General features: G+C 60.8%; 25 protein-coding genes. 8 read left to right on the forward strand and 17 right to left on the reverse strand.

The window, feature by feature from the left end; translation table 11 throughout:
• Positions 1-10: 10 nt before the first annotated feature.
• From KF757_04220 to KF757_04240, 5 genes are all read right to left on the reverse strand, one after another.
• The gene (locus KF757_04220) at positions 11-574 is read right to left on the reverse strand and encodes a UvrB/UvrC motif-containing protein (protein ID MBX3322176.1); all 564 of its coding nucleotides are present in this window, start codon (positions 572-574) and stop codon (positions 11-13) included.
• Positions 575-734: 160 nt separating this feature from the next.
• Positions 735-1,028 (reverse strand): 50S ribosomal protein L28, encoded by a 294-nt coding sequence (locus KF757_04225; protein ID MBX3322177.1) that lies wholly within the window; start codon positions 1,026-1,028, stop codon positions 735-737.
• Positions 1,029-1,080: 52 nt separating this feature from the next.
• The gene (locus tag KF757_04230) at positions 1,081-2,247 is read right to left on the reverse strand and encodes a DegT/DnrJ/EryC1/StrS family aminotransferase (GenBank protein MBX3322178.1); all 1,167 of its coding nucleotides are present in this window, start codon (positions 2,245-2,247) and stop codon (positions 1,081-1,083) included.
• Between the two features lie 36 nt (positions 2,248-2,283).
• Positions 2,284-3,954 (reverse strand): ATP-binding protein, encoded by a 1,671-nt coding sequence (locus KF757_04235; protein MBX3322179.1) that lies wholly within the window; start codon positions 3,952-3,954, stop codon positions 2,284-2,286.
• Between the two features lie 380 nt (positions 3,955-4,334).
• Positions 4,335-5,330, reverse strand: coding sequence for a GNAT family N-acetyltransferase (locus KF757_04240; protein ID MBX3322180.1), 996 nt, complete (start codon positions 5,328-5,330; stop codon positions 4,335-4,337).
• Positions 5,331-5,411: 81 nt separating this feature from the next.
• On the opposite strand from KF757_04240, the gene KF757_04245 reads away from it, so the two are divergent.
• The 3 genes from KF757_04245 (at position 5,412) to KF757_04255 (ending at position 8,161) form a co-directional block, all read left to right on the forward strand.
• Entirely contained in the window at positions 5,412-6,185 is a 774-nt protein-coding gene (locus KF757_04245; GenBank protein ID MBX3322181.1) for a hypothetical protein, read from the forward strand.
• Between the two features lie 87 nt (positions 6,186-6,272).
• The gene (locus KF757_04250) at positions 6,273-6,575 is read left to right on the forward strand and encodes a 50S ribosomal protein L27 (GenBank protein ID MBX3322182.1); all 303 of its coding nucleotides are present in this window, start codon (positions 6,273-6,275) and stop codon (positions 6,573-6,575) included.
• Positions 6,576-6,985: 410 nt separating this feature from the next.
• Positions 6,986-8,161, forward strand: coding sequence for a hypothetical protein (locus KF757_04255; protein MBX3322183.1), 1,176 nt, complete (start codon positions 6,986-6,988; stop codon positions 8,159-8,161).
• 87 nt (positions 8,162-8,248) lie between these two features.
• Here the strand turns inward: KF757_04255 and aat are convergent, their stop codons facing one another.
• Positions 8,249-8,911, reverse strand: a complete 663-nt coding sequence (aat, locus tag KF757_04260; protein MBX3322184.1) for a leucyl/phenylalanyl-tRNA--protein transferase — start codon at positions 8,909-8,911, stop codon at positions 8,249-8,251.
• Between the two features lie 78 nt (positions 8,912-8,989).
• Between aat and KF757_04265 the strand changes: the two genes are divergently transcribed.
• Genes KF757_04265 through KF757_04275 form a run of 3 tightly spaced genes read left to right on the forward strand, consistent with a single transcriptional unit; the run spans position 8,990 to position 9,708 of the window.
• Positions 8,990-9,211: a hypothetical protein gene (locus KF757_04265; protein ID MBX3322185.1), complete on the forward strand. Its 222-nt coding sequence runs from the start codon at positions 8,990-8,992 to the stop codon at positions 9,209-9,211.
• Positions 9,212-9,226: 15 nt separating this feature from the next.
• Positions 9,227-9,457 carry a hypothetical protein gene (locus KF757_04270; GenBank protein ID MBX3322186.1) on the forward strand — a complete coding sequence of 77 codons (231 nt, stop codon included), beginning with the start codon at positions 9,227-9,229 and terminating at the stop codon, positions 9,455-9,457.
• 26 nt (positions 9,458-9,483) lie between these two features.
• On the forward strand, positions 9,484-9,708 hold the full coding sequence (locus tag KF757_04275) for a hypothetical protein (protein ID MBX3322187.1): 225 nt from the start codon (positions 9,484-9,486) through the stop codon (positions 9,706-9,708).
• On the opposite strand, the gene KF757_04280 is transcribed toward KF757_04275, so the two are convergent.
• Positions 9,686-11,698 carry a glycogen debranching enzyme family protein gene (locus KF757_04280; protein ID MBX3322188.1) on the reverse strand — a complete coding sequence of 671 codons (2,013 nt, stop codon included), beginning with the start codon at positions 11,696-11,698 and terminating at the stop codon, positions 9,686-9,688. The genes KF757_04275 and KF757_04280 overlap by 23 nt on opposite strands.
• A 130-nt stretch (positions 11,699-11,828) precedes the next feature.
• On the opposite strand from KF757_04280, the gene guaB reads away from it, so the two are divergent.
• Complete coding sequence (gene guaB, locus KF757_04285; protein MBX3322189.1) at positions 11,829-13,373, forward strand: IMP dehydrogenase; 1,545 nt, start codon at positions 11,829-11,831, stop codon at positions 13,371-13,373.
• Between the two features lie 53 nt (positions 13,374-13,426).
• The gene (locus tag KF757_04290; GenBank protein ID MBX3322190.1) at positions 13,427-14,224 is read left to right on the forward strand and encodes a Bax inhibitor-1/YccA family protein; all 798 of its coding nucleotides are present in this window, start codon (positions 13,427-13,429) and stop codon (positions 14,222-14,224) included.
• Positions 14,225-14,246: 22 nt separating this feature from the next.
• On the opposite strand, the gene KF757_04295 is transcribed toward KF757_04290, so the two are convergent.
• From KF757_04295 to KF757_04340, 10 genes are all read right to left on the reverse strand, one after another.
• On the reverse strand, positions 14,247-15,164 hold the full coding sequence (locus KF757_04295; protein MBX3322191.1) for a hypothetical protein: 918 nt from the start codon (positions 15,162-15,164) through the stop codon (positions 14,247-14,249).
• Between the two features lie 82 nt (positions 15,165-15,246).
• Positions 15,247-16,473, reverse strand: a complete 1,227-nt coding sequence (locus KF757_04300) for a DUF1570 domain-containing protein (GenBank protein ID MBX3322192.1) — start codon at positions 16,471-16,473, stop codon at positions 15,247-15,249.
• Between the two features lie 156 nt (positions 16,474-16,629).
• Positions 16,630-17,412, reverse strand: coding sequence for a metallophosphoesterase (locus tag KF757_04305; protein ID MBX3322193.1), 783 nt, complete (start codon positions 17,410-17,412; stop codon positions 16,630-16,632).
• Between the two features lie 114 nt (positions 17,413-17,526).
• Positions 17,527-18,432, reverse strand: a complete 906-nt coding sequence (locus tag KF757_04310) for a serine/threonine protein kinase (protein MBX3322194.1) — start codon at positions 18,430-18,432, stop codon at positions 17,527-17,529.
• A 217-nt stretch (positions 18,433-18,649) separates the two neighbouring features.
• Entirely contained in the window at positions 18,650-19,234 is a 585-nt protein-coding gene (locus tag KF757_04315) for an N-acetylmuramoyl-L-alanine amidase (protein MBX3322195.1), read from the reverse strand.
• A 298-nt stretch (positions 19,235-19,532) separates the two neighbouring features.
• Positions 19,533-19,739 carry a hypothetical protein gene (locus KF757_04320; protein MBX3322196.1) on the reverse strand — a complete coding sequence of 69 codons (207 nt, stop codon included), beginning with the start codon at positions 19,737-19,739 and terminating at the stop codon, positions 19,533-19,535.
• A gap of 191 nt (positions 19,740-19,930) precedes the next feature.
• A complete protein-coding gene (locus KF757_04325) occupies positions 19,931-20,470 on the reverse strand; it encodes a tRNA (cytidine(34)-2'-O)-methyltransferase (GenBank protein MBX3322197.1) in 540 nt (179 codons plus the stop codon).
• On the reverse strand, positions 20,467-21,660 hold the full coding sequence (locus KF757_04330; GenBank protein ID MBX3322198.1) for a redoxin family protein: 1,194 nt from the start codon (positions 21,658-21,660) through the stop codon (positions 20,467-20,469). Before KF757_04330 ends, KF757_04325 begins: the two co-directional genes overlap by 4 nt.
• Positions 21,657-23,033 (reverse strand): TlpA family protein disulfide reductase, encoded by a 1,377-nt coding sequence (locus tag KF757_04335; protein ID MBX3322199.1) that lies wholly within the window; start codon positions 23,031-23,033, stop codon positions 21,657-21,659. The genes KF757_04330 and KF757_04335 overlap by 4 nt, the downstream gene beginning before the upstream one ends.
• Positions 23,034-23,121: 88 nt before the next feature.
• The gene (locus KF757_04340) at positions 23,122-23,973 is read right to left on the reverse strand and encodes an RNA methyltransferase (GenBank protein ID MBX3322200.1); all 852 of its coding nucleotides are present in this window, start codon (positions 23,971-23,973) and stop codon (positions 23,122-23,124) included.
• Positions 23,974-23,995: the final 22 nt, after the last annotated feature.

The raw sequence follows: 23,995 nt of genomic DNA on the forward strand, positions 1-23,995 counted from the left end.
CCATCACGCCTCACTCCCCCAGACTCGCAGGCGGCGATTCCATCTCGCTCAACTTGCGAATCTCATCTCGAAGCGACGCCGCCCGTTCATACTGCTCAGCCTGCACCGCGTCCGCAAGCTGCTTGCGCAACTCGTTCATCCGCCGTACTCGCTCTTCCATACTCCCCAGCAGCGATTCAAGCCGTTCCATCCCGCCCTCGCGACTCCGCGCCATCGCTCCACGCGGAATCTTGCCCACATGGTGCGTCGCGCCACCATGCGCACGCTCGATCAGAGGCCCGATCTTCTCCTCAAATGCCTTGTAGCACCCCGCACACCCAAGCAATCCCGTCTGCTTGAACCGAGCGTAACTCAACGTGCAATACGGACACGCCAGTTCGCTGGCTGCCTCAATCGCGGCACCAGGATTCTTGACGAAACTCGAAACCAACTGCTCCAGAGGCACATGCGAGCCCGCGCCAAGTCCTGCCGCCGCTGCGCACTCTTCGCACAGGTGCTTCTCGATCGCCTTCCCCGCGATAATCACCAACTCGTGGATTGTCGCTTCACGCTCGCCGCATTCGCCACAGAGCATCGATGCGAACCTCCTTGGCACGAGCATCCATCCCGGAACGCCCCGCCCTACACCAGAGTCTAATCTATTCAACCCCCCGCAGCACGCCGATCTTGCAGTCGCAAGAAAAAACGGGCAGCCAATGCCGCCCGTCTCATTCCTGCTTGTTCAAGCCGCTCGCTCAGTGCCCCGCCGCAGCCTTCTGCTGAGCGGTATATCCATACTTGCGACGCAGGGCCTTGACCACCAGCCCCGACCGAATCGCCTTGGTCGAAGCACGGATCTTCTTGACCCGCGTCACGCCCTTCTCGTCGGTCAGTTCCGCACGCACGATCTGAAGGTTCGGCTTGAACTGACGCCGAGTGATGCCCGTCGGCTTGAGACCGAAGCCACCCTTGCTCAGTTTCTGCCCGCGATACGTCCTGTTTTTCCCAAATCCGGTTTTCTTCCCGGTGAAATGACACACATTCGGCATGATCGGCCTCCCAAAAGGCGTGGTCGCAAGTCTAGCACCCAAAATCGCCCATTCAAGCCCGCGACAGGTGCTCACGCGCGATCATCACCTCCAGCGTCTGCGCCACCAGATCCACCTCACGCCGCGTCAGGCTCCCATAAAACGGAATCGCAATCGTCCTCTGACTCACCGATTCGGCAATCGGAAACTGCCCGGTCTTGAAGCCAAACTTCTCCCGATAAAACTGCTGCAGATGGATGCACGGAAAATACGGAGCCGCACCCACATCATGGTTCCGTAGCCCCTGAATGATCCGATCCCGCTCCACATCGGTATACCCCGTCACAAGCCGGATCACGAACACAAACCAACTCTGCTCCGTCTCCGGCTCGACCGTCGGCAGCACCACCTGCGACGCCCCCATCAGCCTCTGCATGTACATCGTCGCCACATTCCGCCGCGCCGACACAATCGCATCGAACCGCTCCATCTGCCCCACACCAACCGCCGCATTGATGTCGCTGAGTCGGAAGTTAAAGCCCATCCGTTCATGCGCCAGCCACGAACCCGCCGCCTGCCCCGCCACCTGCGACACCGGCCTCCCCTGATTGCGCAAACTTCGGCAGCAATCCGCAAGCCTCGCGTCATCCGTCACGATCATCCCGCCCTCGCCCGTCGTGATCTGCTTGTTCGGATAAAACCCAAAGACCCCGACCCGCCCGAATGTCCCCGCTGCACGCCCCCGATGCTTAACCCCAAGCGCCTCGCAGCAATCCTCGATCAGGTGAATCTCATGCCGGGCGCAGATCCGCGCGTAGGTGTCCATGTGCGCCGGATTGCCGAACGTCTCGACCGCCAGCACCGCCTTGGTGCGCGGCGTGATCGCCGCTTCGAGCGCCTGCGGATCCATGTTCAGCGACCGAGGATCAATATCCACAAACACCGGCTTGGCACCGACAAACAAAATGCAGTTCGCCGACGCCACGAACGAGAATGGCGTCGTGATGACTTCATCCCCAGGCCCGATCCCCAGCGCGAGCAATGCCAGATGCAGCCCCGATGTCCCGCTGTTGACCGCAACCGCGTGCCCACACCCCACACGCTCGGCCACCAACTGCTCAAACCGCTCGACCATGGGCCCGATCGAAAGCCTGCCCGATCGCATCGCTTCGATGACCAGATCTTCCTCGCGCTGCGACAGATCGGGCTTGCTCAGCGGAATCATTCTGTGGTCTGGCATCTTTGTCGCCTTGAGTCCCAAGCGATCGTAGCGGAATCACCCTTGCGCGGGCGATGCCGACGCTTCGCGACGGACATGCTCGATCAATCGGTCAGCCAGATCCCCCATCGTCAGTCCGTCGTACTTGCCCGTGCTGCGCACAATTTGCTTGTCTGCGATCTGCTTATTCAGACGGGTGAACGCGCTGACCACCGAAGAATGGTTCGGGCGACGCATGGCAGAGGCAATCTCCGGATAACTCCGCGTAGTCAGCTCGCGGGCTGCATACACCACCAACGCCCGAGCAAGCACCACACGCCGATGACGCCCACTCCCGAGAAAATCACTCATCTCCACATCCAGATCCCGGCACACGATGCTGATGATTGTCTCGACCGGGATTGGTCTTGTGCGCCGCCCCACGCTTCGCCCTCCACCCTGCCGCCGCATGTCCATCGCGTTCTGCACGATCGCTGCCCCGATGCCCCCGTCGCTTGAAGCCAGATCGGGCAGCAGCCTCCAGACCGCTTCGACCTGTGTCAGCACGCCCTCGACATCACGCACCGAAACCCCTTCCGCCCCGTGTCCGTGCTCTGCGATCAATCGCGCAGCACCATCGGCCAGATGCAGCCCCCGCCGCTCGGCAATGTGGGCGACAATGCGCGTCCGGAGGTCCAGATCGGGTGCATCAAGCCTCACCACCGCGCCCGACACCAGACGGGAAACCAGAGCGTCGCTGAACTTGCGAATGGCGCGCGGGTGGGCGTCCGACGCCATCGCGATGCGCGCCCGTCCCACCCCGATCGCATCGAGCGTGTGGAGCAGTTCAGTCTGAGTCGCTTCCTTTCCTGCAACGAAATGCAGGTCGTCGATGCAGAGAAGGTCCACGTTTCGATACAACCGACGAAACGCGTTCATTGACCCCGACTGAATGGCCATGACAAATTCATTCGTGAAGGCCTCCGCTGTGGTATAGAGCACTCGACCCCGAGGGTGAACTTCCCTGAACCGGTTGACCACGCTCTGAAGCAGGTGCGTCTTCCCGAGGCCGCACGCGCCGTGAATGAACAACGGGCTGCACGCACTGATCGCTGTTTCTTCCGCCAATCGCCGCGCTGCTGCGTACGCAACCTTGTTGGCCTCACCCACAACGAACCCCGCGAACTGGTGTCTTGCTTCCAAGCGATCACCGCTCCGCCCGTTGCTCCGCGATCGTGTCCGCAAGGGCTCTGCCCGTGCGCTGGCGGTCGGTGCAGGTGTTGATCCCCCTCCGCCGAACGCGCTGCGATCGACGCGAAAATGCAGCGCCAGTGCCCGCCCCCGCCGATCGGATTCATCGCGCAGCACGCGGCGCAGGTCGCACCCGAATCGCCGTTCGAGCAGATCGCGCGTGAAATCGTTGGGAACGGTCACATCGACCGCGTCATCAACCACCGCAACAAGTGTCTGTTGATCGAAGAACCGTGCGAAGCGCTCAGGCCCCACCTCCTGGCTGAAAAGCCCCCGAAGATGGTGTGCCAGTTCGGACGGTGACTGACGACCTGGAGATTGCTCTCCGGCGCGAGTTGATTCGTAGGGTTGACTTTGCACTGCAGCGGATGACCTTGATTCCACCCTGTTCTCCTTTCCGGCGGAGAGTCGATGTGCGTCGCGCTTGCGAAGCACCGAGTGGGACGAGACGACCGCCGAGACCGCTCGGAGTCGCACGAGATCCGTGGCGTCATCCATGCCGCCGATCTCCCCGCCAAACCTCTGCAGGCCTGCTGGCGGGCGTGAAGTTCTGTTGTGGTGCCTTGTGCGCACATGATCGCCTCAGCATGCTGTTGGAGCATGCTGCCCTTTCGCAACGCATCCAATGAACAGGTCTTCATGTCGGCCCAAATCTCCTTGGCCGACGACCGGACCAGCGTAGTACACTCGGGCACTTCGTGCAACGAGGACATCTCCCGAAAACTCATTCACATCGCGTCCAGAGCCTAGAAAACCAACAACTTGCGCCCAAAAAAAAACTCTTATCCACGACGCATCGCGTCGCCATCCAAAGCCTGTGAACAACCGCGTGGACAACACGACTTCTTCACACAATCGCCCGAGGATTTACGCAATCTTCACCGCGCAGTCTCCAGCGTCGGGCGCACCAGCGCGTGTCGATGATCAATCGGCACGAACCCGAATCGGTCGTACAGACGCAACGCCGGCTCGTTGCGCATATCCACCGCACACGTCATCTCGACTGCACCAGTCCTGCGCGCCGATGCGATCGCACGCGACATCAGAATTCCGCCTAGTCCGCGCCCGCGCAGCACGGGTGACCACCCGACGTACACCAACTCAACAAGGCGCTGGTCAGGAAACGGACTCAGAAGAAGCGCGCCTTCTGGCTGATCATCCAGTTCAATCACCCACCAGAGCGCGGGGTCGTGTTGCCCAGTTGAAAGGTGCGATTGAATCACGTCACCAGTCTCGCGCATGCCGCAGAGCGCGGGGCAGTCGAGCGTGTCGATGTAACTGCGCTCGAGCGCGCGCGCAAGAGTGTCTCGCTCTGCCGGGATCTTCAGATCCCCGATCGGGCGCACGCGCACGCCCGAGGGCATCGCCCCTTCCACCGCTTCGTGGTGTGCCAAATCAAGCCTCAATCGCAGATAATCCAGTTGAGCGACTTCCTGCATCCCCGCTTCGAGGCACGCTGTGAGCGACCACGTCTCGCGCGGCGAGACAAGAGTCTGGCACAACCGGATCCGATCAGACAGGTGTTCGTCCACTTCGGCGAACGCGGCTGTGATGGCATCCACCCGATTGTGGTGCTGGGTCGCGGGGTCGGCAGCGGATGGCGCGTCATCCTGGCCGGAGACGTACACCATCGCTGTGCGCCCTGAAGTAGGGACCAGGAGGCAGACCTGAGCGACTCGGGGCGGAGAGGCGGACCAGTCAACCACCCCCCACAGGAGGGAGAGGTCTATCCCGTGTGCCGGGGCGGCCTCGATGAGTTGTCGGGCGGCTGCCCGCCGAGCGCGCGCAGGAACGCTCACGAGGCGTTCGGCAGCCGATTCAACCAGGGGGGCGGGGATTCGGGAGGCGGAGTGCATGGGTAAAGAGTTGGGCATGGGCTCGAACCAACGAGGCGGGATCAGCGAATCGGATTCAGCGTGGCAGGATTGGTGGGGTGGGGTTTGACGTGCTGCGCCATGTCACTAGACTATCAACCCGAAGGGCAACCGGGCGGACGGCGTGGGATCGTCCCGACTGATGGCAGCGCAATCGAGTTTCAAGCCTCACTGGCAGATCGGTGGACATTGATGAAGTTCCCAGTGTTGAGTACGCGGTATTCGGGTCGAAGGGCAGGCCTGGTGTCGCTGGTTCTGGTGTGCATCCTGGCGCTGCAACTTCCGATGGTCGTGGCTCTGGCTCCTGAGCCGGACCCGGTTCCGACGCGGTGGGAACTGGATTTCCAACCTGGGCCCTTGCGGGTGATGTGGGTGGAGTTGCCCAATCAGCCGGCAAGGCACTATTTTTACATGACGTATCGGGTCACGAACTATTCGGGGCAGGATCTGATCTTTGCTCCTTCATTTGACCTTGTGACGGCTGAGGGTGCGATTCGGCGGGCGGGACGCGAAGTTCCGCCGGAGGTGACTGCGTATCTGCTGGGGCAGTTGCGCAGCCCGTACCTCGAGGATCAGATCAGCATTTTGGGGCAAATACTCCAGGGTATCGAGAACGCCCGGGACGGCCTGATTGTGTGGCCTGCGGATGATCTGGAGACCGACGGCATCCAGGTTTTCGCGGCTGGTCTTTCGGGCGAGTACAAGCCGTTCGTGGTTCGTGACCCGGAGACAAAGCGGAACAAGCGGGTGATGCTGCGCAAGACGCTGATGTTGTCGTATGACACACCGGGGATGTTGCAGGGGCGCGGGCCTGAGCCTTTGCCCTTGACCGGGTCTCTCTGGGTGATGCGGTAAGCGTTGTGGCGGCGGGAAACTGGACGAGAGGCAACGGAGGGGCTAACCTTCTCTCCGCCCCTGACCGGGTGCGATGAGGCACTGAATATGGCACACAAGAAGGGCCAAGGCTCGACCAAGAACGGACGCACCAGCAACCCGCAATATCGCGGGATCAAGCTTTATGGGGGCGAAGATGTCCGCCCGGGCGCGATCATCGTGCGCCAGTGCGGGACGCAGTTCCTGCCTGGGTTCAATGTTCGCCGCGGCAAGGACGACACGCTGTTCAGCGTTTCTGAGGGCAAGGTGGTGTTCATCGGGCGCAAGGTGCATGTGGACCCGCTGAACCCGGACGCACCGCGTCCCCAGCCTCTGCGTGAGTACCGGGCCAAGGCTGCGGCGCAGAACTGAGTCGAAGCACAACACGAATCTTGAACCATGAACCGACGTAAAGCGTCGGTTTTTTTACGCAACCTATGTTGGTTACTAGGCCTGCGCTACCAGTGAGTCACCTCTGCGTCTGAAAGTGACTCAATACAGGTTACGCCGAATGGTCAGTTACAACTAGGGATATCCACACCAAGAACTGTTGACTAGAGCGTGCTCCTCAGAAAGTCGGTACATTTTCCTCGGGGTACTCGGGGGTCCTCGACAGGTCAAATTTGAAAAAGGAAAATGGGATGAGGATGCGGATTTTCTGTGCCGGAGCGTTGCTGGCTGTGATTTTCGCGAGTTTCGGATGCAGCGCTTCGTACACATCGGAGCGAAGGCGTTCGAGTTGGGAACAAGGTGGAAACGGCAGTGCATATCGCATTCCGAGCTTGCTCACAGTGAAGGGCTCAGAAGCCGGCGAGTCGAGGTTTCTTGAGGTGAATCTGAAGTCGTATTACTTCAAGGAAGATCGCGACGCGAACTTTGTCGCGCCGGAGGAAGTGCGTCAGGCCCGGTTGGTTATGAGCGAAGTGCGAGGGCAATCAGCCCGCGCAGACAGTGATCTGCGCAGGGCTGAAGCGGAGCATGCTTCAGCCTTAGCCGCGCTTGCGAGGCATCAGACGGCTCTGAATCTTGCGCTTGAGTCTGAGGCTCGAAACACAAAGAAGCTTGAATCGCTGAATCGTGCGGCAATCAAAGCTCAAAGCGATGTGACCGAGAGCAACTCAAAGGTCGAACAGGCAACAATCAACAAGGGGGAAGCAACCGAACGTGTGGTCAAACAGGCCGTACAGGTACGAGCGATAGAAGACGCCTTCAACGTTCGGAAAACCGCGTATCGGCGTGCGACAGAATCGACAACTGATCGAAACCGCTTGATCGCGGACTTGATGCACCTTTCCGAACGAATTGCCGTCATCCACTTGAGTTCAATACTCGCTGCGGAGGATATGTGGGAGATTTCACTTGGAACAGCGCGTAATTCACTCGCCGGGCTGGCAGCGGTGCTTGATCCATCCGGAACGACTCGAGGACTGGCAGCGGGTGCGGCGTTCGCCGGTGCAACCGGCGACCTGCTTCGCTCCGAGTTGTACGCAAAGTCGTTCGCGACTGCGATCGTGCGGGCGTGCGATGACGAACGAAGGGACTATCGAATCAGCATGGAATCCCGGATGACCCAAACGATCGATAAGTATCCGATCGATCTGGCACTGGTGGATCTTGTGGAGTATCACAAGCGAGGTTCATTCTGGCATGGCCTCTCGGTTGTCGTGGAGCGGGCGAGCACGCCTGAGGATCTGGCTGCCCTGAAGACGGAAGCTGAGCGGAATTCTCTTATCGCACAAGCGTCCGTCAAGCGCATCACGCTCGTGACAAGTCTCGACAGAGTCAGGCGGACTATGGGCGCCGAGGAATATGTAGAAGTGCGCAGTGAGCTCAACACACTCTTTGGCGACGAGTTTCGCTTTCTTAGTCGATCCATGACACTTGACGGCCTGAGGCACTACAACAGGGCACTCGAAGAGCTGCAAGCGAAATTGGATCAGTCGGTATCAGGTGGCTGACTCAAGGGAGAATGCGACCCATTACTTGAGTAACCGCTCGACAGCTTGCTGCATCGGAGATTTTAAGGGTGTCTGCTGCAGTCTCAATTATACGAAAGGCTGCCATTCGCATTGAAGATTGACAGATTCTCGCAATCGAACCATGTATGCGCGGCGTGTGATTTGGGTGCATCCGAATTGGACAAGGTGCGGATTGGTGAACTGAGTATCGAGGAGGGTGTAGCCGCGACGTCGGAGGTGAGCAACGAGGTGGACAAGGCAGACCTTGCTGGCGTCGGTGCCTCCGAGGTCGGGGCGGGAGAACATGGATTCGCCAGCGAAGAGTCCTCCGAGGGCCACGCCATAGAGCCCTCCGACGAGTATCGGACCCTGTTCTGTGGTGAGCCATGCTTCGACGGAGTGTGCATGCCCGGCGCGGTGGAGCATGGAGTATGCGTTGCGAATGCGATGGTCGATCCAGGTCTCTCCGCCGGGGCCAGCGCGAGGCCGGCTGCACGCTTCGATCACGGCGTCGAAGGCGGTGTCTGCGGTAATGGCGAAGCGGCGGCTGCGGACGCGCTGGGCAAGCGATCGCGAGATTCGAAAGTCATCGAGCGGGATGATGCCACGAACGGGTGGGTCAAACCAATGGATTTCGCCCGAGTCGGGGTCGGCCATGGGAAAGAGGCCCTGGGCATACGCAGCGAGGATGGCACGAACGATCGTCGGGTCGAAGTGTGTGGAAGGGGCTTGATCGGGCGGGCTTGTCATGCGATACTCGTATGCGGCGGGGGGTGAAAGCCGAGGGTTGGGGATCCCAATGAAGGCTGGCAGCCGAAGGAGGACACGATGGGCAACCTGATCGAGACGATGGTGAGACAGGAATCAACTTTGTTCATGGTACTCGTGGCCGGAACTATTGTTTCGTGCACGTTGATCAGTGCGGTGTCGAAGATCGTGACGGGCATGTCGCGCGAGCGGACGCGGCGCGAAGTTGCAGCATATATCGCTGAAGGATCGATGACGCCTGAGCAAGGCGAACGCATTCTTGCAGCGAGGCACCGGGACTGAGCAAAGGAGCAGGTGATGCTGACACTGGCTACTTCATGGGACTTGGGGGGAATTTCCTTCGCTGTTGTCGGCGGTGCTGTGTTTGTGGTCTGGATCATCATGGCAACGGTGCAGGGGATGGTGAAGCGGTCTGCTATTGAGCAGTCGCGTCGCGAGATCGCGGCGTATGTGGCTGAAGGATCGATGACCCCGGCCGATGCCGAGCGTCTGCTTACTGCCGAGCCGAAGAGCATGTGCGGTGATTGAGTGAAACTGACCCGAGGAGATCGGACATGTGGACGCTTGCAACAGATATCGAAGGTGAACACATCGCGCTGATCGCGATCGTGGGCGGGCTGCTGTTCGTGACGATGCTGTCGCTGGGCGGCCTGGTCAAGTCGGTGCTTGCAAGGCGGCAGGTTGAACAGTCGCGGCGAGAAATCGCGGCGTATGTGGCTGAGGGATCGATGACGCCGGACGATGCGGAACGTCTGCTCAACTCGGGGCCGAGGATCTGAGTGAGACCGGTTCTGGCGCGCTGACGAGTCTCCACGCGCGAAGGAGTTCGGCGGTTGACCATGCCTGCGCGGGGCACCCGTCGGGAGGGAAGGGTGGCTGAGCGCCGCACACTTCGCTGATGTGCCCGATGCAGACTGAATCCATACGTTCAATCAAAGGCCAAAGAACGGATCGCAAGTGTTGACGTGCGGCGGAGCGGTGTGCGGGACTGGTCGCGCTGCGAAGGACGGCTTCGGCGTACGCACCCAAGAGCCAGGGCCAGACGGTGCCGTTGTGGTAAGCGCGATCGCGCTCGAACAGTGAACCGGTATAGCGAGGTTGATAGGCGGCGTCGGTGGGGCTGAGCGTGCGCAGGCCGAAGGGTGTGAGCAGGTGTTCATGCACCACTGCGACGACGGCTCGGCGCTGGTCGGAGTCGAGCGGGCTGTGTTCGAGACTTGCTGCGAAGATCTGATTGGGACGGATTTCGGTGATGGGGTGGAAGATGTCGCCCACTGGCTCGAGTCTGTCGTAGAGGCCTCCGGCGGGGTTGATGAAGGCTGCGAAGGCAACACGGCAGGATTCGGCGAGCGTGATCAGGCGTTGCTGGTCGGGGCCCTGGGTCAGGCGAGCGAGTCGAACGAGTGCGTGGTGCCACAGGGCGTTGATTTCGACTGCTTTACCGTGGCGTGGGGTGAAGGTCACGCCGTCGCGTTGGGCGTCCATCCAGGTCAACTGGGATTCGGGTGATCCTGCGGTGATCAGGCCGTCGGAATCGAGGCGGATGCCGAAGTCGGTGCCGCTTGCGTAGGCGTTGATGATCGAGAGGCAGGCTTCGAGCAATGCGGGGCGCTCAGGAATGTCCGGCGCGTGGTGGAGGAGTTCGGTGGTGGCGTGGATGAACCAGAGTGAAGCATCGACGGTGTTGTAGTGGGCATCGCCCGTGTAGTCGTCGAATCGATTGGGGACCAGGCCGCGGCGGATGTGCTGGGCAAAGGTCGAAAGACATGCGGCGGCCTGAGCATGGCGGCCGGTTTCGATCAGGAGGCCGGGGAGTGCGATCATCGTGTCGCGGCCCCAGTCGGCAAACCACGGATAGCCTGCGAGAATGGTTGTGCCGAAGTGTGGTGCTTGCCCTCGGCGGACGATGAAGGCGTCGGCAGATTCGGTGAGGCGCGTCAGGGCGGTGCGGGCTTGTGTTTCGCTCGGGTCAAGACCGCTCAGGGCGGCGTCGAGACCGGGCGGCTCGCGGCGAGCGACAGGCTCGATCGGTCCGTTGTCGGCGACGATCCAGATCGAGCCTTCGGCCGCGGCTCCAGGGTCGAACTCGATGTAATAGGTCGCGGGAACGAGGGTGTGTTCGATGCTGTCCTGACCACGATCGGCTTCGCGGTGGTAATAGACGTTCCGCCACAGGGTGCGAGCGGGTTGCCGCGAGAGACCCGGGTCGTGTTCGATGCGGACATGGGAGGAGGCTGAGGAGATCATGAGGCTTCGGCCGTTGGCGCTGAGTTTGAAGGCGTCGGAATTGTTGAGGCTGTGAAAGTCGCGCAGGCAGACGAGCGGATGGAGGGTGAGCACACCAGCGGCTGCTGAGGCGGTCAGGCGGTAATGGACGCGGGCGAGGGATCGCTCGGCTGCGAGCGTGAGGGTTTTGGTGAGGCTGATGCCGCCCGGGAAGGTGTAGCGCCAGATGCATGAGTTGGCATCGCGGGTGAAGGATGCCAGGCCTGGGGCAGCGGTCGGGGCGGGCGAGCCGTGAAAGTGCAATGGAGTGATCCAATGCTCGGTTGCTGGGCGGGGAACGGTGATTGTGAGGCGCTCGGCGATTTGACTGACAGTGGCTACGCGATCGACCGGGGGGCGTGTGGCTGCGACGAGGAGGCTGTGATAGCGGCGGGTGGGGGTGCCGAGGGTGGTTCCCATGGCGAACCCGCCTAGGCAATTGGTCAGCAGGAACTCGGTGTCGAGGGAGGGCTTGGCGAGATGGACCTTGTTGAATCGTGTCATGGCGAGGAGGGTGGGTGTTGAGACAGGGTAGGACAGGCGGTTTTGGGCGGATCGAAGAAGATTGCGGACTTCGAGCACTTGACAGGGGATGATGCGCGACGAACCCTCTCTCATGGGTACACTGACGGCAATGCAAGATGACTTTCTGACGGATCCGGCTGCTGGCAAGATTGCTGCGGAAGGCATCACGTTTGATGATGTTCTGCTGCTGCCGCGGCGGAGCGCGATCCTGCCGGCCGATGCGGATGTGCGAACGCGACTGACGCGGAACGTGCAGATCCGCATTCCGCTGGTGTCGGCCCCGATGGATACGGTGACGGAGAGCGCGCTGGCCATTGCGCTGGCGCAGGAGGGCGGCGTCGGGATCATTCACAAGAACATGCCGGCCGAGGCGCAGGCGCGCGAGGTGGCGAAGGTCAAGCGATCGGCCAATGGGGTGATCAGCGATCCGATCACGCTCGGACCCGACGACACGATCGGGCGGGCCAAGACGCTGATGCGCGAGCATCATGTCTCGGGCTTTCCGGTGACGACCGATGGCTCGCGTGATATCCGAACGCGCGGGCGCGTGGTGGGCATTCTGACACGGCGCGATCTGAAGTTCGGCGTTGATGAAACCACGCGGGTGGGCGACGTGATGACTTCGCAGGGGCTCATCACCGCTCCGCCGCAGACGACGCTCGAACAGGCCGAGGTTATTCTCAATGCCAACAAGGTCGAGAAGCTGCTGCTGGTCGATGACAAGTTTCATCTGGCGGGGCTGATCACGATGCGGGATATCGAGCGACAGTCGCGCTTCCCGCAGGCTTGCACGGATTCCCGCGGGCGATTGATCTGCGGTGCTGCGGTCGGGCCGGATCAGCACGAGCGTGTCGATGCGTTGATCGCTGCCGGGGTCGATGTGCTGGTGGTTGATACTGCGCATGGCCATTCGGAGAATGTGCTTCGGATGGTTCGTGAGGTCAAGGCGCGGCACGCGATCGATGTCATCGCGGGCAATATTGCGACGGCCGAGGCTGCGATTGATCTGATCGACGCGGGGGCAGATGCGATCAAGGTGGGCATCGGTCCCGGGTCTATCTGCACGACGCGCGTTGTGACGGGCGTTGGCGTGCCTCAGATCACAGCCATTCTGAACGCGGTGCGCGGGGTGGAAGCGACGGGAACGGACGTACCGGTCATTGCCGACGGCGGGATCAGGCTCAGTGGTGATATTTCCAAGGCGATCGGCGCAGGCGCGAGCACGGTCATGCTGGGAAGCCTCTTCGCGGGGCTTGATGAAAGCCCAGGCGAGATGGTGATCTCGGGCGGGCGTCGCTACAAGTCGTATCGCGGGATGGGTTCGGAAGGCGCCATGATGAAGGGTTCGGCCGACCGATATCGGCAGTCGGACAAGCTGGACGCTTCGGGCAGGCCCGCGATGAAGTTCGTCCCCGAAGGGGTCGAGGGACTTGTGCCGTATCGCGGTTCTCTTGCTGAGTTTGTGTATCAACTTGTAGGGGGGCTTCGTTCGGCGATGGGGTATTGCGGGTGCGCGACGATCGAAGCGTTGCGAACGGATGCACGGTTCTGTCGTGTGTCGGCAGCCACGCGGGTCGAGAATCATCCACACGATATCAAGATCACGAAAGAATCTCCCAACTACACCTGGGAGCAGGGTCACGACGGCGGCTGACCTGTCCGGGTCGGCTCGCACAGTCTCTTAGCATTCATCACTCAGGAGAAACCATGATTCAATCAAACAATCCCGCACTCGGTGTCTTTCAACAGCCTGCGCGATGGTCGGATCTTGAATCGGGGGTGAAGGACCGCAGCGTGATGACGTTGCAAGGCACGATCAACGCCACTGGCGTGCTGCTCGGGTTGTGCGCGGCATCGGCTCTGGCAGCGGTGACATGGGCGGGCCCGTTCCTGGGCATGGTGACCTTTGGCGGGTTCATCGTGGGGTTCATCCTCGCGCTGGTCATCATCTTCAATCCGCGCTCGGCACAGTTTCTCAGCCCTGTGTACGCGATTCTGATGGGAGCGGCACTCGGCGGGATCTCAATGTGGTATCAGACCTGGGCGAGCGGCCAGGCAAGCAGCACGGGCAGCACGAGTACGGTGGCTCAGATCGGCGACTCGATCGTGTTTCAGGCTGTGCTGCTGACCTTCGGTATTGCGGGCGCAATGTTGCTGGCGTATTCGCTGCGCATCATCCGGGCGACGCCGATGTTCGTCCGCGTGGTCTCCATCATGGTCATCGGATACTTCCTGGCGGCGATCAGCACATGGATCCTGCGGTTGCTCGGCGCTGGGGTTCCGTTCCTGCACGAAATGGGCCCTCTGGGGATCCTGATCGCAGGGGGCGTGGTGGTTCTGGCAGCCCTGACATTGATCATCGATTTCAAGAGGATCGAGGATGGCGTACAGACTGGCGCGCCCAAGTGGATGGAGTGGTATGGCGCGTTCGGGCTGATGGTGACGCTGGTCTGGCTGTACCTGCGCGTGCTTCACCTCTTGGCGTTGCTGCGCAGGAACGACTGAGGCCTTGGGGCGGCAGGATCTATCAGAACCGCACTGTCAGATCGAGCCCGAAGTAGATTGCAGGGTCGAGATCGTCTTCGACGATTTTTCGGCCTTGGGCGTTGCTGATCTCGAGGTTCGAGCCGAGGTGCGCACCGACGCGCCCGCCGATGATGAAGTTCTGATTCGGTGTGAATCGCGCAAAAACTCCCAGCGGGATGCGCGAATCCAGCGCGATGCCTGAGGGCACCGGGCCATCCTTGTCGAGGCGGAACTCGCGGCGCTCCCACCCGCCTTCGACCCCGACCGCCCAGGTTTGCGAAGGCTGATACGTCAGGCTGACCGATGCTCCCTGCCCGGTCGCGAGGACGAGTTTCTCGGCGACCTGCCAGCGGATGATGGGGACAGGGAAGACAAGAAAGTCGTCTTCGAGGCGTGAGGAGCCGATAACGCCGACGCCGAGCGTGAGTTTCTCGTTGAAGGTGTGAACGTATCCGACCATTCCCCCGCCGGTGATCGTGTCGTCGAAGTCGGCCCCGCTTTCGCCAGAGGAGGTGATGAAGCCGTTGACGAACCACGAGCGTGAGTCATCGATTGCGAAGTCCAGCCCGGCTGAGAAGCGTGCGATGAGAATGTCGTCGAAAGGCTCGCTGGTGCCCGCGATGAGATTGGTTGAACTCGAAAAGTCGTAGTGCGAGTGTTCGGCACTCATGCCAATCTGAAGGGAAGCTTTGTCTGAGAGTTTGTATCCGATGCCCAGAGCAGCACCGAGTCGCGTGATGGAGAGGCTGCCGGTGGCGTCATCGAAATCGGCTTTGCCGGCGTGCGATCCACTGAGCGTCAGTGCGACGCTGAGCGGAGATTGCTTGGTCTCGGTCGGAGCTTCGACGGCGTCCTGTGCGGTTGCGGTACCGGCAAGCAGGGCGATGAGCAGCATGGCATGCGATGGGCGAGACGACATGGGACGCAACCTCCTGGTGATGGCAAGAGGCTACGCCGGGAATTGAACTCGGGCGAGTGGTGCCAGCGATTGGGAAGTTGGATCAGGGTTGCCCGGATGCAACCCCTGCCGTGCCACGACCCCGGGTGAGTGTGCGTTCGAGAGCGGCGATACGCCCGAAGTGCTTCTCGAAGAGCGCGACATGAAACTGCGGGTCGAACTGGCGACTGGGTGCGCTGTTGAGTTCTTCGAGATAGCGGCGCAGAGCATCGGGCGATGTGCGAGCCAGATGTGTGAAAAGGATGTAACTCTGGCTGTAGATGGCATCGCCGAGTTCATCCGCGCCTTCGAGCCCGGCAGGAACCGAAACGACCTGTCGCAGCGGGAGCGCCCGACCTTCGCGCACGAGGCGGTCGAACGAGTCTTCACGCTCGTGGTACTGGTGTCTCGGGCCAAAAGCGTGCTCGGGTTGTGCCGTCTCGAACGCGGTCGCCAACCCTTCGCTGACCCAGAAGGGATAGACCTTGCCCAGACTCTGGAGGCGTGTGTTGTAGGCCAGCAGGTGGACGGCTTCGTGAATCGTCTTGGCGCTGGCCAGTCGCTCGGCGTGCTCATCGAGGCGCAAACGCCCGGCGGCGACATCGGCTTCGAGTCGGTCTGCGGCCTCGGTCAGGGCGTCGGCCATGGCGGTCCATCCTGAGTTCTGCGCGGCCTTGGCTCGCTCACGCGTCTCGGCGACCTGCGTCTCGTGTGCGTCAAGTCGTGCGTGCGCCTGTCGGATGGCTGGCGATTGGCGATCATCGAAAAGCACGACCCTGTTGGCTTGCGTCGCGAAGTATCCGCCAGCCCAGGGGGCATTGACTTTGTCCTCGTTGGACGCGAACTGCGAGTATTGATCGTGATCGCTGAACATCACGCACAGGAGCTTGAACTCGGACGGGAGGATCGGCATGCCGATCTGATCGACGAATCGCAGGTATTGATGGCGCGTGCGTTCAAGGAGAGAGATCTTTGATCGCGTCCAGGCGGCATCGCAATCGGACAGGACGACGAAGTTCGCGCTCTCGTAGCGGTGCATGCGCGTGCCGACGCGAGCCATCGCTCGTTCGATGGCGCGCTCATCGGGCGGGAGCGTGAAGTCGCGGCGTTGATGCAGTTGATGCAGCGTCTGAGCAGCGCGAAGACGATATCGATCATCATCGGCCAGCCGCCGCAGCGTGCGGTCGGCGCGAGCAAGATCGCCGGCCTGAATCATCTGGCCAACCTGGGCGAAAGGATCGGTCATTTCAGCGCGCACGGTCGATGCAGCGAGCACGAAGGCTGCGAGCATTGCAATGATGGACCGGGCGCACGACACCACATCTCACCATCGACCGCTGCGGAGGGGGGTTCCCACTGTCAACCGGTTCGAGAGTCGCAGCGAGGTCGGTTTGTGACGGTTGTAACGCCTCTCCACGCGAACGAGGCAGCCGAGGTCTGCGGGCGATCAATCCAGCGACAAGGCCAGGGAACGCGCTTGCCAGAGGCACTGTTCGGGCGTCGGGGGGTTCGACAGGTCAATATCGAGGTACTTCCCGCGATCGTGGTCGCTGTTGAGAATGATCGCGTTGGGCGGGACCAGTTCGATGCCGCTGGGGGCATACTGGTGCCCGAGGATGAACATTGTGATCCCCCACCGTTCGACAAGGTCTTCAAGTTGCTCAGCGTCGTAACTTCGGCCCCAGACCATGACGTGGGCTGAGCCTTTGCGGGGTTCGTAGTCGTCGGGGGTGAGATCGCGTTCGAGAATGGTGGCGTCGAATCGGCCCATAACAGCGGTCCCCGGCAGGCTGTGGGCGCAGAGAATGTCGCCGCGCGTGGTGTGACATCGCAAGGCGAGCGGCATCGAGCGGACAAACTCGTTGATGGCCCCGATAACGTCTTCAGCTTCATCGCCGAAGGTGTGTCTGATGCCGTCGTTGAAAGCTTCGACGACGCGTATGCCGTTTTTGACGATGCCGGAGCCGACGATCTGCGCCAGTTCGTGGTTGGCCAGAAGAGTATGGACGTGTTCGGGGAAGTCGGCTTTGAGTTGAGCCACACGCGTCAGGGCGCGATAGCTGAAGTCCACTTCGCCCAGGAGTTGATCGGGGTGGATGATTTCGTGAAGCGTCAGGTGGGCGGGCGGGCGTTCGGAGTTCATGCCTGAGGCTTCGATCAGGCGCATGAAATGCAGCGGATTGTCGTGCAGGTCGCCGGTCGCGATCAGACGCCCCGGAGCGGAAATCACGTCGATGGATCGGCATCGGCACGCGGCGTCACGATTCGCGCTCGCCCCGTCGAGCAGTGCCCGGCGGACGGCCTGAGGATCCCGCAGGTCGATCGAAGCGAAGCGGGAAATCGATCAGCCCTCCGAAACGGATGGCATGTCTGAACCCGACGAGTTGCGGTCGTTGCTCGCCAGAAGAATGCCAAGGATGAGTTCAAGTCGGTCGGCCACAAACTGCATGTCAGGCGGGCGCTTCTCGGGGTTTACCTCGACGCACTGCATGATGAGTTCGTTGAGTTTGGGTTGAATCCGCGAGTTGATCTCGATGGCCGGCTTGGGCTTCTCGATCAGGTTGTCATCGAGCGACCCGACCAGCGAGTTTCCCTTGGCCAGCGCCGTCGGGATGTGACGCCGCGTCAGCGTCCAGTACATTGTCGCGCCGAGGTTATAGATGTCGGTCTTGGCTGTAATCTCGCGGCGATGCACCTGCTCGGGAGCGATGTAGTCGGGAGTGCCCTGAATACGTTCCTTGATCGTTCCCGCACGACAGGACTGCCCAAGGTCGATGATCTTGGCTTCGCCCTGATCGGAAACGACGATGTTGTTCGGCTTCATGTCCGCGTGCACAAACCCGCGGCTGTGCATGTGGGCCAGACCCCGAGCGGTCTGCTTGAAGATGTTGACTGCCTCTTCAAAAGTCTTCGGCGGATGAACTTCGAGGCTCTGCCCGTCGACCAGTTCCATGATGAGGAACAACTCTTTGACCGAAAGAAGTGAGCCTTTCTTCTTGATGAGTTTGGGGATGGCCCGGACGCTCGGATGATCAAGCTCCTGGGCGATTTTGTACTCGGCTTCGGCCTGATCGAGAAAACGCTGGTCCTTTGGGTTGGACTTCTCGACGTGCTTGAGAGCCCAGACCTGCTTGTTCTTGACGTCCTGGACGAGGTAAATGATCGATGCTGCACCGCGTCCGATTTCGGACATGACGCGGTAGCCCTCGATGAGATCACCTTTCTGCTTCGGTTGCGGGCCTTCGCTCATGAGTCTCGATCCACTCCTGTGATCCAAACGCTCACCAATCAAATCGGACACATCGAGGATGTTGCCGCACAACCACCCGACATTGACCCGATGCTACGAGAGTCAACGACGCAGATGCCGCCATATTAGCGCGCCAAGGCACAAAAGGTTGCAGACGTGCGCCGGGGGATTGGAGTTTGGCAGAACGGTTCGCACCTGGAAAGGGCGGGGGCCGGACTTAGCGCATGCCTTCAAGGTACTGCCTGAACGCGGCCTCGGGGAAGTACCGCCCCGGACTCGACGACTCAGCGATGTCCTTCTGGAGCAAAATGCGGTCGGGCGGGATGTTCAGCTCGCGCGAGAGTGCTGCGACGAGTTGCGCAAGCCGGCGCACCTGAAGATCGGGGAATGCACGGCGGTTGCCGTCGCCGACGACACAGATGCCGATTGCCCGACGGTTGTACATCTCGGCGTCCGGGCCGATGGCGTGCGCGCCGGCCAACTGGTCCAACCAGCGATACCCGACATGAATATCGCCTTCGCCCATGCCCGATCCGTTGCCAATCACGAAGTGATAACCAAGCCCGAGCAGGTTGCCCCGGCGGTGCTCTTCCTCGATCGACTTGGGTGAACCGAACGGCGAAGCGCTGTGATGAATCACAATTGCGTCCCAGCGCTGCGGCTCGACCTCAGTCCGCGTTCGGAAGATCGACTCGACCGAAGATCCCCCGGCCACCGCAACCATCGGCGACAGAGTCAGCCCCCCGAGCGACGGCGCCTTGCCCTGCCCGAGAAGGAACAACAGGCCCGTCACTGCAGACATCGACGCAGCGAGCGCACCCCAGACCACCCTGGTCCGACGCGAAGATTTTTGCTTGCTGCGAGAGGAACGTGACATGCTGCTGCTCTCTTCGACTGAAATTCACCCGAGGCTGATAAACACGACTCTCTTTTTTCGGCACAAATTGCGTCACGTCGGCAGAAAACGCAGAGTCTGCCACGGTTCACGGTCTTGATTCTACCACATGTTGCCGGGCAAGACCTCTATGAAATGAACATGAAGTGCGCGCATCCACAAGATATGGGACCACGATGCACAATTCGGTAGCCCGAAAATTTTTTCAATCGCGCGTGATCAGGCGCCCGCGCAGGTTCGGCCGGCGCCTGCCAAACTCGTCCATCAGGAACGACGGATCATCCTGATCGCGCACCCGGTCGTACCGGTGAAACTGGCTTCGGTCCTCGTCGCTGGTCAGCAGCGGCTTGCGGCAACCCGTGGCCGAAGCGCACAGCAACACCGCGACCACAATGAAGCCCACTACACGCACAGCAGTCGATCGTTCAGGAATGCATTTCACAAAAACAGTGTACCGCCCCGGTAGCGGAGCGGCACACTGATGGAGAGAGGAGGAGAGATTGCAATTCGTCACTTATTCACCCTTCTGTACGCCCGCAGACGCGCGATTGTTCGATTTCATGCAAAATCTGCGCTATGTTCGAATTTAGTTCGTGCTTATCTCTAGTGATTTTCCGGACCAATACCTAACTCATTCCTTGCAAGTAGCTGATACATACCAACGTACACCGTACTCGCGACGACCGAAGCCAGATTGAGTGAACGTTCACCGGGCACCATGGGAAGCCCGATACATCGGTTCGAATATCGATCGATCAGGTCCAGAGGCAGGCCGCGCGATTCGCGACCGAACACGAGGTAGTCCCCGCGCTGGAATGAGACATCAAAGACACATCGATCGGTCCGTGTCGTGAGGAGCCAGAGTCGATTCGGCGATACTTGGGTATTGTTCAGGAAATCATCGAATGTGGCGTGCTCGTGTAGATCGAGGCGTGGCCAGTAATCGAGCCCGGCGCGCCGGCAGGCTTTCTCGGAGAGTTCGAACCCGAGCGGATGAATCAGGTGCAAGGCCGAGCGGGTGGCCACGCAGGTCCGCCCGATGTTGCCGGTGTTGTTTGGAATCTCGGGCTCGTGCAGCACGATGTTGAACAGCGGGCTGCTCGAGGGATCAAGAAAAGATTGCAACGGAGGCGAAAGCGTCATTCGCGGGCTTTGCGACGAGCTGCCACCCATGGATCAGCATTGACGATCTGTGTGACGATTGACTGGAATGTCGGCTCATGCGGATTGCCTTGCCAGCGGACGACGCCATCGCTGCTGATGATCACGACATGAGGGATGCCGCGGGGCGAGAAGGCTCGATAGACGGTCTGCTTGTCGTCGTGGACGTAGTGGTAGCCTGGTTTCTTCCCTCGCAGGTACTCGCGGACCTTGGCTTCGTTTTCGCCCTGTCCCGAAACAGCGATGACTGCCAAATCGTCGGCGAAACGTTTCTGAAGCGACTCGAGCATCGGTGAAGCCTTGATGCACGGGCCGCACCATGTCGCCCAGAAGTCCAGCAGTTGCACCTGGCCTTCGAGCGTCTTGGGCTTGGGCGTCAGCCACACTTCAGCCCCGAGCTGAACGGGCAGAGGTTGCGACTGAAGATCTCGGGCGCCAGCGAGTTTCTCGGCGACATTGTGCTTGGGCCAGGTTGCGCTGGCAAACTGTGCGGCATCAGGACGCGCGGTTTGCGGTTCCTGGCTTGTCTGGCTTCGCCGTGCGCTGCGTTCCTGTTCACGGCGGTCCCTTTCGGCTTGTGCCTGCCGCGCCTGCTCACGCCGGGATGAGGCTTCGAGCGCAGCCTCTCGCGTCTCGGCGATCAAAGCTCGAACCGCGCCCGGAGAATCGCGTTCGTCAAGGTCGGCAAAGCGGAGTTGACCCGCGCGATCGATGATGTAGGTATCGGGAAGGCCATCTGCCTGAAGCGCAGCGGCAAAGGCGCCGGTCACGTCATGAGCGATGAGAGTTGAGAAGAGGTCGGAATCAAGCCGCTGCTGGGCGCCGTCCCAATGCTCTTGTGTGTGAACCGCCAGTGTAATGAGCCCCTTGCCTGCATGGGTTGTTTCGATGCGCTTGAGAGTCGGAGCCACTGCGCGGACGGATGCGGGTTCGGTGTTGTTCCAGAAGACAATGAGTACGACCTTGTCCTCAAGATCCGTCGGCTTGAGTGATTCGCCATTGCGCCAATCGGTCAAATGCGACAGGAGCCCGGCGTCGAAGGGCTGGAGTTCAGCAGCGTCGAGTTGAGCGCGCCTCACTTGGTCACCTTCGCGACGGAGGCGAGAGTCGTCCAGAGGCTGCGCGATGGCGAGAGATGCACCCAGCAGGGTCGCGGCAAGCATGAACATCATTCATCCCCTTCTTCGTCGATGACAGGCACCGGTGCGGATATCTGGTCGCGCAAGGCGCGGCGGTATTCCTCTTCGACTGCGCGTCGGGCTCGCACACCGGGATCAAGTCTGAGAACTTCATCGAGTGTGAACTTGAACCATCGGCTCGATGCCGGGCCGTGCCAGCGAATGACACCATCGGAACTGATCACCGCGACATAGGGGCTTTGTGCGCCGTCGAGGACGTTGGTTTGTGCGCCATATTGCTGCCCGGAGACGAGTGCGGCTGAGAACTGGTTGGTGAAATCGGAAACGATCCAATGCTTGGGCGTGCGTGTCCTGACGAAGCCGGTCAGGTCCTCGATCCACTGTTCGGCTGTAACTGGAGGAGCGGGGTTCGCCTGCCAACGGTCGTTGGGGTTGTGCTGGGACGTCATGACGCCAAGCACGACCAGGTCTCGCCCGTGGGCTTGCTGAAGCAGGTTGGCTTCATTGAGGAATTGGTAACTGCGATAGACTTTGGGGTTGAAGAAATATGCGACAACGGCGCGGCCCTTGAACTCGGGCTTGGAAGGCAGGTACGCAGCATCCTCGAAAGCAGGCATCGAGCCCGGCGCGGGCGGCTGCTGCCCGAAATTCCTGCGGTTCGGATCGTCCGGCTCGGTCTTGGGCCACTTGACCTGAGCGAACTCTTCGGCTGATGGCACAAGGAAAGGTAACTCGGGGATGTCCGAAAGAACGACTTCCTTGCGGATGTCCTGCGGACGGGCGAACTGCCGATCGGCCTCGGCCTGCTGGTCGCGCAAGGTTGCAGACATGTTGCGCGACTGCTCTTCAGTCTCGGCGACGAGTATTTCGACTGCACGAGTGACGGCTGCGGTGTCAAGATCGGCAAACCGCATCTGCCCCGCGCGATCGATAATGTAAAAATCCGGATCCTCATCGATCAGCAAGGCGCTGCGAAACGCGCCCTTGGCGTCACGGGCGTACGGAATGGTGACGTTACGACGAGCGAGAACTGAGGCGGTGTCCGCCCAACCAGTGTCTGGGTGCACGCCAATGACGATCAGGTCGTTCCCGAAACGCTCCTGAAGGCGCGTGACTGTCGCGAGCGGGCGCAGCGAGGTGGGCAGGTAGTTGGTGAAGGTGTAAATGAGTACGACTTTGCCGCGCGTATTGGCCGCATCGAGTGCTTGGCCATCGGTCCAGTCCGAGAGAAGCTTCCAGTTGGCATGGTTGAAGGGTCGCAGTTCCATCCGGTCGAGAGCGATTCTGCGGTCACCTGTGCCCTCGCGTGCCAAGTCGTGTCCGGGAGATCGAACCACGGGCTGAGCGATTGCGACACCCGCGAACAAACCCAAAGTCGCGAGAAGCATCCATTGCGTCTTCATCATCACGTTCTCCCTGTGCAGCGTCTAGCCGTGACCCGCGATGCGGACCGAACCACTGTATCCTAACCGCTACCAAGCCCTCAATGCCACTTTATTTGGAATCATTCCGCCCAAGGGCGTGTAAAGCGATTGCAACGGAAACCGAGACGTTCAGTGAGTCTACCGCAGGATGCATGCCGATCCTGACGCGGTGATCGGCCAGGCGAGTGGCATGACCTGACAGGCCCGGGCCTTCGGCTCCGGCGATCAGGCAGACTCGTGCTGCGGCTGGAACCCGATCAATCGGCGTGGCTGAGGAATCCGGGCTCAGCGCCAGAATCGCAAACCCGGCCCTTCGGACTCGCTCGATATCGGCCGGCCAGTCGAGACGGGCAAACGGGATATGCAGCATGTGCCCGATCGAAACACGCAAGGCTCGACGATACAGCGGATCGCAACAGCGCGGCGTGAGCAACATTCCCGGGGACTTGCCTCCGAGTGCTCGCAGGCAGCGGGCTATGCCGCCGACGTTGTCGTGATTGGCCAGATCCTCAAGAATTACCAGTGTTTTGGATACATCGAGCACCGCTTCAAGAGACCGATCGGGCCCTCGCAACCCGCAGGCGAGCACTCCACGGTGCATGTCGAACCCCACGATGCCCTCGAGTATCGAAGGCGGCCCGACATAAACCGGGACTTGCCCGGGCAGACGTTCGAGAAGAGGTTCGAGGCTTTTTATCCTGCTTTCAGAGACGAGCACCGATTCGATGGTGTATGGCGAGGCCAGCAGTTGCTCGAAAACCAAATCCCCTTCAGCAAGAAAGCGGCCACCGGCAAGCCCAGTCGGGGTGGCATCGGTTCCGGCACCCGGATAGTGGCTGGCGCGAAGCCATGCGTCCTTCTGATTGCGGTACGGGTCAAGTTCGGTTTCGTCCAGATGTGAGATGGCGATGAAGTTAGGCATCATGAACTCCGGACCGAGGCCA

It is taken from the genome of Phycisphaeraceae bacterium (assembly GCA_019636795.1).
Lineage (GTDB): Bacteria > Planctomycetota > Phycisphaerae > Phycisphaerales > UBA1924 > JAHBWW01.